Source organism: Pedobacter sp. WC2423 (assembly GCF_040822065.1).
In the GTDB taxonomy this organism is placed as follows: Bacteria; Bacteroidota; Bacteroidia; order Sphingobacteriales; family Sphingobacteriaceae; genus Pedobacter.
Map to the genome: position 1 here is coordinate 595,443 of NZ_CP162005.1, position 16,049 is coordinate 611,491.

Consider the following 16,049-nt stretch of genomic DNA (forward strand, 5'->3'; position numbering starts at 1 on the left):
TGCTTAAACGTGAATGATCCCGTTTTTTACGGCATAAATAACCAGTCCGGCAATCTTCTTTGAACCTATTTTTTCAAACAACTTAGTCCGGTAACCTTCTACAGTCCGCACACTCAGAAAGAGCTTCTTTGCAATTTCTATATTGGTGCTTTCCTCACAAATCAGTTTGAGTATATCAATTTCCCGGTCATTCAGCATGGCCTCTTTGCTGCCAATCGTTGCAGGCGGCTGGACTAATAATTCTTTGATTAAAGTAACTGATAAATGTTTATTGAAATAAAAGCCTTTTTCATGCACTTCGTGAATAGCCAGGATAATTTCCTCAGGCTCAGAATTTTTTAACAGATAACCATTTGCACCCGCTTTCATCACTTTGATAACATATTGACTTTCATCAACGGCAGACAGCATCAGTATTTTGATATTCTCAAAATTAGCTTTGATATGATCAAGCATTTTCAAATCATTCATACCAGGTAGCCTGATGTCTATAATGATCACATCCGGCTTTTTAGAAGACAGTTGATGGAGCAGATCAAAACCATTTCCTGTCTCAAAAACAAGATCAAATTCTTTGATATCATTTACTATTGCTGTTAATCCTTTTCTGAAGATTTTCTGATCATCAGCGATTGCAATTTTTAGCGGTATCATAAGAGAGAGCAATTATAATTAGATTTAAATCCGAATAATAAATATAATTCAATTCCAATAAAGTATCAAATTTTTAATACCCGTTCAGGTAGAATCACGGGCCTGCTACCGTACCAGCACGTATTTTGGAATCTGGAATTAAACTGGTCAGCATGTTTGGAAAGAGCACAAAACATCCGGTTTCGTCAGGCAGGATAGCTTAATTTTACACGCCCTTGTGTTTAATGCTGTTTGCCACTCATTTGCTGATCTTTATGGGGTTTTAACCGGATAAAATCTTGTTCTGCTGAAAAGAGAACCAGATTTGTCTACCTTTGCACTATTCTTAAATCGTATTTAAGAGTGTAATATTAATTTGCTGATATGCGTCAAAAAGTATTTTTATTCGGGCTGATTTTTATGGGACTGACTACCTGTTCCATTACAGGCTGTAAAGAAGAAAAATCTACAGCTAATTCTGCTTTTTATTACTGGAAAACCACGTTTTTACTGGATAAATCTCAGGCTGGATTATTAAAGGATGGAGCTGGTAATCAATTATATCTTCGTTTATTTGATGTGATCTGGGATGAACAGAAAAGCGATGTCCGGCCCAATGCTGTGATCAGTATTAACCAGGATGTAAGTCAATTTCATATTGTCCCGGTTATTTATATCACCAATAAAACTTTTGAAAAACTAACTGCTGATCAAATAGAGCCATTGGCCGAAAAGGTCAATCAATTGATCAATGAGATTACTACACAAAATAAAGTGTCTTATCAGCGTGTGCAGATAGATTGTGACTGGACTACAGGGACTAAAAATCGTTATTTTACTTTTCTTAAAGCTTTTAAAGCGGCCAGTAAAAAACAACTCGAAGCAACGATCCGCCTGCACCAGATCAAATATGCAGATCGTACAGGTGTACCACCCGTTGATAAAGGCCTGTTAATGTTTTATAATATGGGCAAAATATCAGCCAGGCTGCAACAGCGTAATTCTATTTACAATGCAACGGATGCCTCAAAGTATATCAGCTATCTGCCTACTTATCAGTTGCCTTTAGATATTGCTTTGCCTTTATTCTCCTGGTCGGTACAAATCAGAGAAGGGAAGGTCATTCAGCTCTATGGAAAAATAGGCCGAAAAGAATTAGCAGACCAGAATAACTTCCGGCAAACAACTCAATCAAATGTTTATAAAGCGAATAAAAGCTTTTATTTATCAGGTCTTTATATTAAAGAAAATGATTTGTTTAAACTCGAAGATGTAAATCCTAAGCTACTGAACGTGGCAGCGAAACAACTCTCCAAACACCTTGCACACCTTGAAAATAGAAATATAATATATTATGAATTATCAACCGTCGCTGCTTCAGCGCTTGAAGCAAAAGATATCAAAGAAGTTTCTGCTCATTTTTAGTGTCTGCTCCATTGCAGTAGCAGGTGTTGTAGTCGCGTGTGGTGATGGAGGCTACTATGATGATTATCAAAGTTCCAGCTTTGCACCCGAAGCTTTTGTAAGCAGTTCTTACTCTCCCTTTTTCTATACCAGTGAAATTAGTTATTACAATGGATATAATCTGGATGACAGCAATACCCGTTATAATCAATTGGTAGTGAGTGAATGGAATTCCTGGTTTGAAAATAAGGTAGATACTACTACGCTGAAAACACTGCTCATCAAAGCCAGTTCCGGAAATATTGATTCTGTTGCCCGTTATTATAAGGGAAAGCTGGATGTATTACCAGCAGGAATGCCTGATCTGAAAAGCACGAAAGCGAATAAAAAGAAAGTAAGTGCTTTTCTTGACTATTTACTCTTAGCCAAAGAATGTGAAGTTTACGCAGTAGGCCCGGGCGATTACTGGTCTTATGAGAAAACTCCTGTAAAAGAAGTACCTGCAGATTTAGAAAATACTTTATTAAAAGCTGTAGGTGATACAAAAGATATTTTTATCAAACAGCGGCTATGGTTCCAGATGGTGCGTTATTATTATTTCAAGCAGAAACAGCATGCAACTGATGTGTCAAAGGTTGATGTTCCCCTGCCAGCCTATTTTGCTAAAGAGGAAGCTGCTTTTCCAAAGAACATGATGTATTACCGTGCATTAGGGTATCTGGCCGGTTATTATTATCAAAAAGGGGAATTTGCACAGGCAAACTATTTGTATAGCTTATGTTATAACTACGCTTTCGAAATGAAAATCCCAAGCAGATGGAGTTTTCATCCTCAGAATGAGTCAGACTGGAAACAGACTTTAAACCTGGCCAAAAATGGAGACGAAAAAATCACCTTATGGCAGATGTTAGGGAGCAGTAAAGATGAAGCACGTGCGATTAAAGAAATTTATGCCATTGATCCTAAATCTGAGAAACTTGATCTTTTGCTGAGCAGGCTGGTTAATATCAGAGAAGCACAAGGGCAGGTATCAAAAGATACGAGTACAATTGATCCGGTAACACGTGCAGCAACATTAAATGAACGAACTCTGGTGAGTAAGATTGCCAATGAGGAAAAAACATCAAAACCTTATTATTGGAATCTGGCTGCGGGTTATCTGAATTCCCTTTCGGGTAATTATGCGCTGGCCAAAACATTTTATACCAAAGGAAGAAAACAATTACCGGCCAATGATACCCTGGTTATGGCGCAATATAAAGTGCTGAACTGGCTGCTTTATTTGAAAACGCTGAAACATATCGATGCAAAAGCAGAAGCAGAGATGGTTGAGCCTTTAAACTGGCTGAATAGTTTGAGCAAGAATAAAAAATCTATTGCTAATCTTCGTTATAACAGTGCGATTGCTCAAAGTATGACCTTGTTATCTGCACAATATAAAAAGCAGGGAAATGTGTTAAAAGCTTATTTTTTCGCTCCTGAAATGGCTTTTTATAATAGCAATGATAGGATAGAAGCAGCAAAAGCACTGCTGAATAAGAAGGATAAAACTCCTTTCGAACTGGCTATGCTGAATTATTATTCGATCAATGTTGGACAGCTAAGCTATTTACAGGCTATGTTATTGGTTTATCAGGAAAAATTGGATGAAGCAATTGTGCTGATGAAGCAGGCAGATACAGTCAATAGAACTGAGCTGATGGCTAATCCTTTCAATATCAAGATTCAGGATTGTCACGATTGTGATCATCAGGCTGACAAGGACAAGAAGCATTTTACCGTATTAGGCTTTATTGAAGCCTTAAAAACAATTAAGGGAGATTTGGCTGCAGGTAAAGATGTTTCCAGAAATGCAGCTCTGTTGGGTAATGCTTACTATAACATTACGCATTATGGGAATGCCCGTGTATTTTACTACACAGCTAGCGTAATTGATAGCTATGGAGATTCTCCTTATAGTATTCCGGTACCTTATAGAAAGATAGTGACCGATAGTAAAGTCGCGGAGAAGTATTATCTGATGGCGCGCGCTAATGCTAAAACTAAAGAGTTAAAAGCGAAGTATACTTATATGGCGGCTAAATGTGAGCGGAATGAGATCTACAACACGCAATACAATAGTCCTGGTAATGACCGGAAGTATTATGGGGGCTTTGATTTTAGTCAAATACCTGCAGGTAAATATTTTGCGGAGCTGAATGCACAGTACAGCCAGACCAAATATTATCAGGAAGTATTAAATGAGTGTGGTTATTTTAAAGCTTACGTCAATAAGAAGCATTAATTGAATAGTTATTCAACTTTCAGGAAGGAGCAGATGTTTTTATCTGCTCCTTTTTTTATGAAATGATATCCAATCTATTTGGAATGATATTTAGTATTGCGCTCATCGCTGATTTGTCCTTTCCAGTTTAATCCGTAACCGAAATCGTAAACATGTCCCTGCGCGTCTGTATGGCAGGTCATATCGAAAGGGACGTCTTCGTATTGCTGCTCTACTGTGAGCATGTTAGCGGGCATCTGAACAGGCAGTAAGCCTGAAGGTTCTGCTGCTCCTGAAATAATATCCAGCACAGCTTGTCCTGACACACCAAAGTGTAATACAATTCCTTCTATCTGCTGCTCAAATTCATTAAATATCATAGGTTTGGAAGCATTAACAACTACAATCACTGGTTTGTCTTTCATCGCTGCTTTTGTATCCAGGATCGTTCTCAAATCCATTGTATTATAAGCCGTAACTGTTTTATTAGCGTAAGAGCGGTTGCTGATTGCAGGGTCTATGACCGGATCTCCGGCAGCCATACTTTGTACTCTGGCTGTAGAAGCGGTGTAAGCGCCATATTGTAAGGTGATTGGCACATAACCATTGCCCCCGGCTTTTCTGTCTTTTAAATCATAACCACCTTCTGCACTGTAAGGGCTGGATACAAAGACAATAGAAAAATCAGCCTGAGCAGGATCTTCAGTCAGGTTATAATATTTTTTGATCAGATTGATATCTACCGGATAATCAAATTTTGGCGCAGTCAAGTTTCCCCACCAGTCTCTGGAGGCAGGATAATAGATTTTTGGTACAAACACAGTTTTGTTTTTAGCAACAGGCAGGATGGAAGATTTGTTTTTAAGCAAAACTACCGACTTCAGCTGTGCCTGAAATCCTGCTTTCATAAATTCAGTATTACCCACAATCTGCTTGCTTTCCTGAGGATCAAGGTAAGGATTCTCAAAAAGACCCACTCTGAAAATGTTTTTCAACAACCGGATTGCCGAGGTTTCAAAACGTGCACGCATAAATTTTTCTCCGTATTCTTTGATACCCATCTGATAAGCCGCCATGATCGGTTTGATTTCATTGTTCCCGCCAAACTGATCTACTCCAGCCATAATCACTTTATAATGTCTTTCATTGATCGTTAAAGCTTCAGCACCCCAGGGTTTACCTGCAAAAATATCAGGTGTAGCACCTTCATTACCAGTAATCAGCCAATCTGTACAGACTACACCATCATAATTGTATTTTTTTCTCAACAGGTCTGTAATCATGTATTTGCTATATCCATTGGCTACATTCTGACCAGAAGGATCTTGTCCATAAGTAATCGTATAATAAGGCATTACTGCTGCCGCTTCTTTGGTTTTACCTTCCAGTTTAAAAGCTCCGTTGATAAAAGGACTCAGATGTTGTGCTAAATTCTTTCCGGGATAAACAGTGAATTTACCATAAGCCCAGTGACCGTCACGACCACCTTCTTCAGCGCCTCCGCCAGGCCAGTGTTTAACCATGGCATTGACACTTTTATAACCCCAGCCATCTTTGATTTCATCCTTTCCGAAGGAAGTCTGAAAACCATCGATATAAGCACGCGCCATATCCTCAGCCAATAACGGGCTTTCTCCAAAAGTCATAGCAATGCGGTACCAGCGTGGTTCTGTACCTAAGTCGATTTGTGGAGAAAGTGCTGTAGAAATACCCAATGCCCGGTATTCCTGAGCGGCGATATGTCCAAATTCTTTCACGGTTGCCGGGTCAAATGTTGCGGCCATTCCTAATCCATCAGGCCACATGGAAATGGTACCTCCGGCACCTGCATTAAATTCACTGTTTATAGTTGCGGTATGCCGGGGATCAGTACTGGTATTTCCCGGCACACCAAGCCCTATGCCTTCCACAAAGGCCTGCATATTGTTATTCCAGGCTGCGGCTACTTCAGGGCTCTGTACTTTGGTAATCAGGATATGTCTTAGATTATCTTCTTTCAGGAATTTCTTTTGGTTATCGCTCAGGTCTGCTGCTTTAGCTTTGCTTTTACTGAAAGCCATTCCATCATAAGTTGCCGCACCAAAACCAGCTTCAGCACCAGGGAGCATCTGATGACCGCTGTAAAGCATCAGGCCTGAGATTTGTGCGATGGTCATTTGCTGTGCCAGATCTTTAGCCCGCACACCGGCTGATAATCTCCAGTCTTCGTACTTATCCAGCTTCCCGTTTTTGTTCAAATCCTTGAATTGAAGCCCGTCAACGGTCAGTATTTTGACACCAGACGCCGGATTATAACCTAATATAACTCCGTTCGGATTCGTAATTAATTTATAGTTTTTTCCTTCCTGTGCATTCGTGACCTGGAGGCAGGAGAAAGCCAGGAGCGTTAATATTTCCTTTTTCATACAGCTTAATTTGGTTTGTTCTTCGACTATTTGGTTATTGATATAGTTTATTATCAGTGATATAAGGTGGTCTGAGGTGTTTCTTATATTTATGTGCTTCAGTAGGAAGCAATGGTAGACTTTATTTTCTGTTTTTCCAAATTCATATTTAATCAGGGAATAATATTGCTGTAAAAACTTTAGATTACTTTATCCTGCAAATGCAATTATTTAATAAAAATTTGTACTTATGTAGTTAACTACGTAATTTTAAACTTATATATTGAATAGCGATGGAAACACAATTTGAAATTATCCCCTCAACAGTTGCAGAAACTGAGCAAATCATTGATTTAATACTCACTATTCAGCAACAGGAATTTAATATTCCGATTACTGCGGCAGATCAGCCAGATCTGAATGAGATTGATCAATTTTACAAAGCACCAGGTGGAGAATTCTGGATTGCAAAACATCATGATCAGGTAATCGGTTCTATCGCCTTAATTAATATAGGTAACGGTATTGGTGTTATCCGTAAGATGTTCGTCCATAAAGATTACCGGGGTAAAGAGAAAGGGATTGCGCAAAAGCTGCTCGTTACCCTGATTGCTTATGCCAGAACAAAAGGAATCAATACGATCTATCTTGGTACTGTGGAGAAGTTACAGGCAGCAATCCGGTTTTATCAGCGTAATGGTTTTGTGCCTGTCGAAAAAGCTAACTTACCAGCGCATATGCCTTTGATGAAACTGGATACTCACTTTTTTGTTTTACATAGCAATGATGACAAATAAAGAAACTGCAAATTTAATAGATGAATCTGGTATACTTGCCATTTCAACGCGTTTACAGCGCTTAAGTGAACAGCTTCGTAAAGATGGGCTACTCCTTTATAAAACTTTTGGGATAGAATTTGAACCGAAATGGTTTCCTGTAATTTATACACTGCAATTCAAATCTCCTTTGAGTATCCTGGAGCTTGCGGCAGAAATTGGCTATGCACATCCTTCCACAATCAGTTTGCTGAAAGAGCTGGAGCAGCAAAAGCTGATCAGCTCTTTGCGTGATAAGAATGATGAACGCAAGCGGCTGATTGTTCTGACAGGCAAGGCCTGGGAATTGATTGAACAGATGAAACCGGTATGGGAAATTATGGTCAAAGTGCTTTCAGAAATTACTGAGAATGAAAATAGTTTGCTGAAGGCGCTGAATGAGTCCGAAGCACAACTTCGCAAAAAAGGATTTTTAGAACGGGCATTGGTTCTGGTAGATCAGCTCAAAAATGAGAAGGTCAGAACTATTATTGAGCCTCTTGAAATGGAGGTTCAGTTAGTAAAAACTACCGAGGGGTTGAAAACTTCGGGTGCTATACTGAAGTCAGTTTTAAGGGGAATAAATGGAGATCATTTATTTGCTGTTGCTGCAATTGATCAGTCCTCACACTTTCTGGCAACTGTACATGATCTGCCCGCAGGAACATGCAGTTATTACAAAACCAAAACAGGATACAAAATCGAAGGGCTCGCTGTACTAGAGCAATACCGGGGAATGGGAGTAGGAAAAGCTTTAATTAAAGCAATCACTGCTTCCCCTAACGAGTTCTTTTATGTGCATTCACCGCTTGCTTTGGTGAGTTGGTTTGAAAAAACAGGTTTTTTGAAAAAAGGTAAACAACTGGAAGAATCCGGTAATCTTTATTACAAAATGGTTTTTAATACTTAAATGACTAAGAATCTTTATAATTACTTATTTTATTGTAAAATAAACTTTCAGTAATAACTGAAAGTTCGATAAATTGTGTATGTTTGTTTATGGAATTACCAGAAGCAAAACAAAAGTTTATAGAGGCATGGGGTAAATTGGGTTCTGAGTGGGGGATCAACCGGACTATGGCACAAGTTCATGCCTTATTATTGATTTCACCAGAAGCATTGACTACTGAAGAAATCATGATTACCCTGAGTATTTCAAGAGGGAATGCAAACATGACGCTCAGAGAATTGATTGGTTGGGGATTAGTGGAAAAACAACATAAAGCAGGAGAGCGTAAAGAGTATTTCTTTGCAGACAAAGACACTTGGAATATTGCCAGACAAGTAGCTAAAGAGCGAAGAAAAAGAGAACTTGATCCAGTGATCAAAATTCTTGATGAATTGTCTAAAGTGGAGGGGAATGTAAAAGATCCTGAGTTTATGACCTTTACGAAATCTGTCAAAGACATTAATAAATTGGCGAAAAACGTAGATAAAACTTTAGATACCATGCTTAAGGCAGAAGAGAGCTGGTTTTGGGGGTCAATATTTAAGATGTTTAAATAAACAAATATTAAAATATTCATTAAGTTTCTAGTCCATTCAAATGAAATACAATAAAATTATTCTGGCCGGAGGTAATGGTTACCTGGGGCGCGTGTTGACACAATATTATCGGGAACTGGCTACTGAAGTTATCATTCTGAGCAGAACTCAAAAAGTAGCAGATGAAAATGTTAAAACATTAGTGTGGAATGGAATAGAGGAGGGAGAATGGGCTGATGCATTAGAAGGAGCTGATCTTTTGATTAATCTTTGCGGTAAAAATGTGAATTGCCGGTATACGGAGAAAAGTAAGAAAGAAATTATTTCCTCAAGGCAGCAGCCAACTGAATTACTCGGTTTGGTTATTGGAAAAATGAAGGCCGCCCCAAAACTATGGATCAATGTAACTTCTGCAACTATTTACCGCCATGCAGAAGACCGGCCTCAGGATGAGGAAACGGGAGATATTGGTTATGGTTTTTCTATTGATGTGTGCCGGGTATGGGAACGTTCTTTCTTTGAAACTGTTACGCCAAAAACCAGGAAAATTGCTTTGCGTATGGCCATTGTACTGGGCAGGAACGATGGCGCGTTTCCCCGCCTGCTGAACCTGGTAAAACTTGGATTGGGTGGGCATCAGGGAGATGGTCAGCAATATGTTTCATGGATTCATGAGCAGGATGCTGCAAAATGTACAGAATGGTTATTACAGCAGGAAGAATTAAGCGGGGTTATTAATTGTGCTGCGCCAGAAGCCATCAGTAACACAGACCTGATGAAATTGCTCCGCAGGTCTTACGGCATTCCCTTCGGACTTCCTGCCCCTGCCTGGTTACTGGAAATCGGCGCGAAATTCATTGGAACAGAAACAGAACTGATCTTAAAAAGCAGGTGGGTTAAGCCCAAACGTCTGTTGGATGGTGGTTATCCTTTTCTATTCTCTAAAGCTGAACATGCTGTGAAAGATATTTTAAGTATCCGGATTTAAATTTAAATATATGCCTCGTAAACCATTCAATTTTTCCTTATTAACAGGAATCCTTTTTTCAAATCTATTTGCCTTATTCATTATCTGGCTTACCGGTTATTTTATTACGAACAAGAGTGGAGTAATGATTTATTCTGAGTTTGTCATCCTCCCGCTGCTCATGGGAATGATCAATAGCTGGTTCTGGAAGAGCCTTAATTTGAGCAGCAGGGCAATTGTTGGCTATTCGTGTTTGAGTGGTTTAACAGCAATACTACTCAGTTTTGTTTTTCTGAGAGAAGGGGTCATTTGTCTGCTCATCGTTTCTCCGCTGATTTTTTGTTGTATCATCGCTGGTGGATTTATTGGCCGCGTGATCTTGAAAAAACAAAGTCAAAAGCTAAGTGTGAGTGTCTTTTCCTTAATATTTGTCCTGTTTATTACGGATGCAGTTCAGGAACATCATTATGAGAATATGGTTGCTGATGAAATCATTATTAAAGCAAGCCCTCAACAAATATGGAAGAATGTAGTTTCATTTGAACCCATAAAGAAGAAAAATAATTATTGGTTATTTAATATCGGCATGCCAAGCCCTGCTGCAACTACAGTGACCGGGCATTATAAAGGAGCAGGGCGTAAATGTATTTTTAGTAATGGCTATATTTTCGATGAAAAAATAGCCACTTATGAAGTAAATAAGGAGCTGACTTTCGATATTATCGGACAGCCGCAGGATCCTGAAATTATGGGACATATTGATATCCTGAAAGGACAATTTATACTCAAAGATAATGGCAACGGTACAACTACGCTGGTTGGCAACAGCTGGTATAAATTACATGTTTTTCCGACCTGGTATTACGATATCTGGGCGGAAAGTATTACCAGAAATGTGCATTTAAGAGTAATGGAACATATTAAAGAACTAAGTGAAAAAAGATAAGCTTATTCACTCTTTTAAATTTACGCCTCAATAGTTATTTGATTAGAAAGGTAGTGAAATTATGATTTCACTACCTTTTTTCCTTTTTTAATTAATTCCGGTAGGTGTGGAAGATAGCATTCGGTAGCTTAAACCGTTTTCAAAGTGCCCGTCTGCTTTGCCCTCAATGTATAATTGCAGTATACAAAAACGTAATGAAGCTAACAAGTACGGAAGTAATTTATCGGTTTTTGCATTTTCTCTTTCCTCCCAAAGATTGATAAAAACACATTCAGTAATTGATTCAGCGAGCGTGTGATTTTTTATTCTCTTATAAGATTCGTTATAGACTTTCTTCCAATACCGTTCAAAAATTTCTATGAATGCCAGCCGGTCGCTTTTTTTCAAATGTTCGAGCAGCATAGCATCGCTGAAGTAACTGTAGACGGTTTTTTCTGATTCCATAGTAATCCTTTTAGGTCAATATAATTAGCATTTTATTTACCAATTATAAAAAAATAACCGCTAATTATCATCAAAATAAATGTCTGTAATTTAGTTTTTTATAGCTAAAAGCATTTAAATATAATAATAATGGTTATTTATAATAAGCTTTTTTTATGGCTGCTTCAGCTGAATGTGTTTTGCGATGTTTGATGGTGCAGGCAGAACATAACTTTTATTATTTGATAGTGATTTTCTGAATATAAGCTGCGCCCAAAATTCCAAAAGCATCTGATATGTTTCCTTTAATAGGAACATCCAGCACACCAACAATACCTTTGGCTGCCTGTAGATCAATACTGTATAAATAATCAAAATAAGCAGCAGATGTTGATTTTACAACTAATGTATACTGTGTGTTTTCAGATTTCAGCGTGGTATTATCATAATAGATTTCTAAGATAGTTTTATTTCCGTTAAATGTTTTATCTGTTAAAAAAATCCTTCCTGAGTGATCTTTTAAAACATTGAATCTTACATTTTCAGTTCTCTTATCATCAGTGGCAATAATTAATCTGTTAAATTTTTCATCAAAAGTAGTGTCGCGTTTAAGTTCTAAAGCAGGGTTGGTTTTCAATAACTCCATAAATTCGGCTTCTGAATTGACTGTTACCTTTTGTCCGTTCGACAGATAATATCTATTTAGTGTATAATGCCTGGCCTTCAGTTCAAAAGTGTAAAAATCAGGTTCCGCACCGGGGTCAATAATTTCTACATCCATGGAAGTTGAATCCTGTTCAAGCAAATTCAGTTTAAAAGCCGTAGGAATAGTGGTCTCTGCCTGGTATGTTTTTCCCTGGTACGCAATAGACAGCTTATAATTCTGACCAGCGAAAGCCTTTTTACCCGTGTAATTCCCCTTTCCCTGGTAAAGATACTTCTCTAGCAGGTTATTATGCTGATCAAGAAGATTGACTTGCGCAGCTGAAACATCAGGGAATCCAGCTGCACCAGCAGAGAAATCTGAGGTACTCAGGTTAATGAATCCATTGTCTGCCTGGTTAAGCTCCCCTAATACAACCAATTTAGGATTTTTGGGTGAAATGTCCAGATTTGTTTCTTTCTCACAGCTGCTCACAACTAAAAAAAGCAGTAAGGCAAAAATATTTATTTTTCTGTAAATAAACATGACTAAAATTTATAGGTGAACGTAAAATAGGGGATTAATTTTAACTTGACTTGTTCCAGAATATTGACTTTATCAGGCGGATTACCAGTTGATACATATAAAGACGACGACGTTGAATTCGCAATCGCATTGTACATTCCTAAAGTCCAGATTCTCTGGTGTCCGTTACTAAATTTACGGGTAAGATTTAAACCAAGATCAAGCTTGTAATTGTTGCTGAGCGTATAGTTATTTAATCCTGAAATTATATAGGTATAGTTCTCTGATTTATTTCCCAGCACTTCGTCAATGTTTTTATGGATGTTTTGTGGTACAGTAACATGCCGGCCGGTAATATAGGTCCAAAGCGCGGATATTTCCAGCCTTTTACTTAAAGAAGCGTTCAGTGCAATGTTGAAATTATGCCTTAAATCCTGATCTAAAGGAAAGCTTTGTCCCAGATTAAGGGCCTTAAACTGTCCGGTTGTTTTGGATAGGGTATAGGCCATCTGAAATCGCAGCCAGTTGAGTTGTTGTACATAACTCAATTCTATTCCCTTGCTGATTCCCTTTCCTGATGCCAGTCTGTCTTCAATTGCCCTGGCAAAATAACCATTCGCAATATCCTGTCCTGAACCCAGAGCCAGTAAGTTATCCATATTTTTATAATAGGCCTCTACAGTAAAACTAGTTGTTTTTCCTGCCTGCAAACGATAAGACAGGTTGTAGATCTCAGAGGTCTCTGGTTTAATATTTTTACTGCTGGGAATCCTGAATTCTGTGGGAACTGAAAGTCCATTCGTGGTAAATTGATGTATAAATTGCGACATTCTGGAATAAGAAGCAGTGAACACCTGATTATCACTTAAATGATAAGAAAATCTTATTCTTGGTTGCAGGGTATTGTAAAATGTCTTCCCGGATTTAAATCCTGTATAGTGTAAGCCTGCTGTTAATTCTGAGCGTTCTCCAATCTTAACTTCATCTTCGATATAGGCATCCAAATTAAGCGTATTAATCGTGATACTCTCATCTGTGCTCAATCCAACAGGAAAAATAAATGAATTCATACTCACGCCACCTCCAAAATTCAGTTTAAGATCTGGCCTCAAATAATAATTAAAATCACTTTTTAACCCATAATCCTTTACGGTAGTATATATACGTTTTGGCAGGCCAACCAGAGACGAGACGAGATTTGCATCCAGCGTATTTCTGTACTGACTAAAAGTAGCCGTCGTGTTTTTAAATAGACGCGGGCTTAAAATGCTATTCCACCTGAATGCGACCAGCCTGTTTCCCCATTTCAGGGTCGATCTTAAAGATTCTGAAATTTTAAGTTCCTCGGGGAAATCTAATTTTTGCCGGTAAGAATCATTGCCGAAATAAGTACTGATATAAAACCTGTTATTTGGGTTTGCGATATAATTGAGCTTTAAATTAAAGTCTAAAAAATAATAGTATAACCCTGCGTCTTCCAATGCTTTTGCGCCTAATAGATCCAGCCAGCTTCTTCTGGTATTTAAAGAAAAAGAAGCCTTATCTTTAATAATAGGCCCTTCAAAACCAGAAGAAGCATACAATAAACCAATGGTTGTATAGCCATGGTATTTTTCCATGTTACCATCTTTGGAACGGACATTCAATACCGAGGAAAGACGACCGCCGTATTTTGAAGGAAAATCACTGCGGTAAAAGTCTACACTTTTGAGCACATCGGGATTGAAGATGGAGAACATTCCGTTAAAGTGATTGATATTATAAATGGAGATATCATCCAGCGTAACCAGATTCTGATCTGCATTTCCACCTCTTACAAACATACTTACCGAACCACCGGTATTACCTGAAACACCAGGATATAATTGTATAGCCCTGATCACGTCTTTTTCTCCCAGAAAGGAGGGGAGTTTATTCGCTGCTTCCAGATCCACATGATCACCGCCAACATTTAAATTGTTCCGGGTTTCCTGACTTTTTGTAACCACTAATTCGGGCAGGTCTACTCCGGATCTGAGAAAAATGTCCTTCCGGATACTCTCACCTTCCAGATTAACTTTTACACGAACTGGCGCGTAACCTGTATGGCTAATAACTAACTCATAAACACCTTTTTCAAGACTGATACTATAAAAGCCAAAACCATTGGTTACGGCAATATTATTATTTTCAGTCTCCGTTATATTGGCACCAATAATGACCTCTGCACTTCCTTCTTCTTTGATAAATCCACTTAATGTAATCAGTCTGGGATTGCTGATAAGTAGTATTTTACCTTCATATTCTTTAATTTGAATAGATTCTGCACGTAAAATTTCCTCCAGTAATTCTCCAACTGTTGTGATACGGTTAGATAAAGTTATTTTTCTGTTCATCCTGATGTCATCAGGATTATAAGTTAATAGGATGCCTGTTTGCTCAACCTGGGTCAGAAAAGAAGAGATTAACCCTTTTCTGTGGCTGATTTTTATGGGCGTGTTTAATAGCCCGGTCCTGTTTTGTGCATTTAAAATAACAGGAGCCAGAATTAAAAGTAGGAAAAGATAGAATTTATTCCCTGTTGTCATTCTCACAGGCTAAATTATGGATTAATATATAATCTTTTTTAACCTCGTAATTAAACTTAAGAATGAGTTTTAGTTCTTCTAATACGCTTTCCAAAGCCTGGTTCTTAAAAGTTGCTGTCACCGCACACGATGTAGCATTATTATCCAATATAATTTTTCTGTGATAGGTATTTTCAAGTACTTTGACCAGGCTGGACAGCTTTTCTTTTCTGAAAACTAACATGCCTGTTTTCCATGCATATTCATTCTCAGAAGTGACAGTGTCTTTTTGAAGCTGATCGTTATGTAATGTTCCTCTGTTACCTGGTAAAAGCGTAATTGCAAGGCCACGTTTTTCAGTACTGCTGAGTTGTACTTTTCCGGTTCTCACGGTAACTTCAACCTGCGCCTCTGCGGTATTGACATTAAATGATGTACCCAGAACTTTTACCTGTCCTTTTCCGGCATCAATAACAAATGGTCTTGCCGGGTTTTTAGTGACTTCAAAGAACGCTTCTCCTTCAAGTCTTACCTGCCTTTTATCTCCGGAAAGCAGTTTGAAATATTTTAAAGTACTGTTTGCATTCAAAGTAACCAGAGATCCATCTGGCAGTGTAACCTGCTTATTGGCAAAGTTGCCTGAGCTGACAGTGATTAAAGGGTTATAATAAGAGCTATAATAGATAAGTGCAAAACTGGTGATCAGGAACAGTGACGCTGCGATAGACATCCACCAGCTGCGTTGTCCTGCTGATTTGACTAATTTTACTGTTGGAGTTTGTTTTCCTCTGATTTGAGCGTCTATATTTTGCCAGGCATCATCTAAGTTGCAATCAGGATTATAAACAGTTTGTTCAGCTTTTGCTATCAATGATTTCAAACGGCTGTACTCCTGCGGATTGGATCTGATCCATTCTTCCACAACTACGTTTTGCTCTGGAAGAAGCTCGCCGTTGAAGTGTTTGGCCAGAAGAGAATTAATATCTTGATTTTGCATGGTAGCTGTTAAACAAAG

13 protein-coding genes are annotated in these 16,049 nt (G+C 38.3%); 7 read left to right on the forward strand and 6 right to left on the reverse strand.

Annotation, left to right across the window (positions count from 1 at the left end; translation table 11 throughout):
- Window positions 1-3 precede the first annotated feature (3 nt).
- Entirely contained in the window at window positions 4-654 is a 651-nt protein-coding gene (locus AB3G38_RS02045; protein ID WP_367866836.1) for a response regulator, read from the reverse strand.
- A 363-nt stretch (window positions 655-1,017) separates the two neighbouring features.
- Here AB3G38_RS02045 and AB3G38_RS02050 point away from each other — a divergent pair, with 363 nt between their 5' ends.
- Together AB3G38_RS02050 and AB3G38_RS02055 are read left to right on the forward strand one after the other, a co-directional pair.
- Window positions 1,018-2,058, forward strand: a complete 1,041-nt coding sequence (locus AB3G38_RS02050; protein WP_367866837.1) for a hypothetical protein — start codon at window positions 1,018-1,020, stop codon at window positions 2,056-2,058.
- Window positions 1,988-4,321, forward strand: coding sequence for a hypothetical protein (locus AB3G38_RS02055; protein ID WP_367866838.1), 2,334 nt, complete (start codon window positions 1,988-1,990; stop codon window positions 4,319-4,321). The genes AB3G38_RS02050 and AB3G38_RS02055 overlap by 71 nt, the downstream gene beginning before the upstream one ends.
- 74 nt (window positions 4,322-4,395) lie before the next feature.
- Here AB3G38_RS02055 and AB3G38_RS02060 read toward each other — a convergent pair whose 3' ends face one another.
- Window positions 4,396-6,705: a glycoside hydrolase family 3 protein gene (locus AB3G38_RS02060; protein ID WP_367866839.1), complete on the reverse strand. Its 2,310-nt coding sequence runs from the start codon at window positions 6,703-6,705 to the stop codon at window positions 4,396-4,398.
- A 272-nt stretch (window positions 6,706-6,977) separates the two neighbouring features.
- Here AB3G38_RS02060 and AB3G38_RS02065 point away from each other — a divergent pair, with 272 nt between their 5' ends.
- The 5 genes from AB3G38_RS02065 to AB3G38_RS02085 all read left to right on the forward strand — a co-directional run bounded on the left by AB3G38_RS02065 (window position 6,978) and on the right by AB3G38_RS02085 (window position 10,897).
- Window positions 6,978-7,481: a GNAT family N-acetyltransferase gene (locus AB3G38_RS02065; RefSeq protein WP_367866840.1), complete on the forward strand. Its 504-nt coding sequence runs from the start codon at window positions 6,978-6,980 to the stop codon at window positions 7,479-7,481.
- Entirely contained in the window at window positions 7,468-8,409 is a 942-nt protein-coding gene (locus AB3G38_RS02070) for a GNAT family N-acetyltransferase (RefSeq protein ID WP_367866841.1), read from the forward strand. Before AB3G38_RS02065 ends, AB3G38_RS02070 begins: the two co-directional genes overlap by 14 nt.
- A gap of 89 nt (window positions 8,410-8,498) precedes the next feature.
- Window positions 8,499-9,005 carry a GbsR/MarR family transcriptional regulator gene (locus tag AB3G38_RS02075; protein ID WP_367866842.1) on the forward strand — a complete coding sequence of 169 codons (507 nt, stop codon included), beginning with the start codon at window positions 8,499-8,501 and terminating at the stop codon, window positions 9,003-9,005.
- A gap of 40 nt (window positions 9,006-9,045) precedes the next feature.
- Complete coding sequence (locus AB3G38_RS02080; protein WP_367866843.1) at window positions 9,046-9,972, forward strand: TIGR01777 family oxidoreductase; 927 nt, start codon at window positions 9,046-9,048, stop codon at window positions 9,970-9,972.
- Between the two features lie 10 nt (window positions 9,973-9,982).
- Window positions 9,983-10,897, forward strand: a complete 915-nt coding sequence (locus tag AB3G38_RS02085; RefSeq protein WP_367866844.1) for a hypothetical protein — start codon at window positions 9,983-9,985, stop codon at window positions 10,895-10,897.
- Between the two features lie 87 nt (window positions 10,898-10,984).
- Here the strand turns inward: AB3G38_RS02085 and AB3G38_RS02090 are convergent, their stop codons facing one another.
- From AB3G38_RS02090 to AB3G38_RS02105, 4 genes are all read right to left on the reverse strand, one after another.
- Window positions 10,985-11,341, reverse strand: a complete 357-nt coding sequence (locus tag AB3G38_RS02090; protein ID WP_367866845.1) for an RNA polymerase sigma factor — start codon at window positions 11,339-11,341, stop codon at window positions 10,985-10,987.
- Window positions 11,342-11,558: 217 nt separating this feature from the next.
- Window positions 11,559-12,509, reverse strand: coding sequence for a DUF4249 family protein (locus AB3G38_RS02095; protein WP_367866846.1), 951 nt, complete (start codon window positions 12,507-12,509; stop codon window positions 11,559-11,561).
- A gap of 2 nt (window positions 12,510-12,511) precedes the next feature.
- Window positions 12,512-15,055: a carboxypeptidase-like regulatory domain-containing protein gene (locus tag AB3G38_RS02100; RefSeq protein WP_367868742.1), complete on the reverse strand. Its 2,544-nt coding sequence runs from the start codon at window positions 15,053-15,055 to the stop codon at window positions 12,512-12,514.
- Complete coding sequence (locus tag AB3G38_RS02105) at window positions 15,039-16,031, reverse strand: FecR domain-containing protein (protein ID WP_367866847.1); 993 nt, start codon at window positions 16,029-16,031, stop codon at window positions 15,039-15,041. The genes AB3G38_RS02100 and AB3G38_RS02105 overlap by 17 nt, the downstream gene beginning before the upstream one ends.
- Window positions 16,032-16,049: the final 18 nt, after the last annotated feature.

Bases quoted from the DNA above. Each gene is read 5' to 3' on its own strand.
- AB3G38_RS02045 (WP_367866836.1), bottom strand. From the start codon at position 654: ATGATACCGCTAAAAATTGCAATCGCTGATGATCAGAAAATCTTCAGA.
- AB3G38_RS02050 (WP_367866837.1), top strand. From the start codon at position 1,018: ATGCGTCAAAAAGTATTTTTATTCGGGCTGATTTTTATGGGACTGACT.
- AB3G38_RS02055 (WP_367866838.1), top strand. From the start codon at position 1,988: ATGAATTATCAACCGTCGCTGCTTCAGCGCTTGAAGCAAAAGATATCA.
- AB3G38_RS02060 (WP_367866839.1), bottom strand. From the start codon at position 6,705: ATGAAAAAGGAAATATTAACGCTCCTGGCTTTCTCCTGCCTCCAGGTC.
- AB3G38_RS02065 (WP_367866840.1), top strand. From the start codon at position 6,978: ATGGAAACACAATTTGAAATTATCCCCTCAACAGTTGCAGAAACTGAG.
- AB3G38_RS02070 (WP_367866841.1), top strand. From the start codon at position 7,468: ATGATGACAAATAAAGAAACTGCAAATTTAATAGATGAATCTGGTATA.
- AB3G38_RS02075 (WP_367866842.1), top strand. From the start codon at position 8,499: ATGGAATTACCAGAAGCAAAACAAAAGTTTATAGAGGCATGGGGTAAA.
- AB3G38_RS02080 (WP_367866843.1), top strand. From the start codon at position 9,046: ATGAAATACAATAAAATTATTCTGGCCGGAGGTAATGGTTACCTGGGG.
- AB3G38_RS02085 (WP_367866844.1), top strand. From the start codon at position 9,983: ATGCCTCGTAAACCATTCAATTTTTCCTTATTAACAGGAATCCTTTTT.
- AB3G38_RS02090 (WP_367866845.1), bottom strand. From the start codon at position 11,341: ATGGAATCAGAAAAAACCGTCTACAGTTACTTCAGCGATGCTATGCTG.
- AB3G38_RS02095 (WP_367866846.1), bottom strand. From the start codon at position 12,509: ATGTTTATTTACAGAAAAATAAATATTTTTGCCTTACTGCTTTTTTTA.
- AB3G38_RS02100 (WP_367868742.1), bottom strand. From the start codon at position 15,055: ATGACAACAGGGAATAAATTCTATCTTTTCCTACTTTTAATTCTGGCT.
- AB3G38_RS02105 (WP_367866847.1), bottom strand. From the start codon at position 16,031: ATGCAAAATCAAGATATTAATTCTCTTCTGGCCAAACACTTCAACGGC.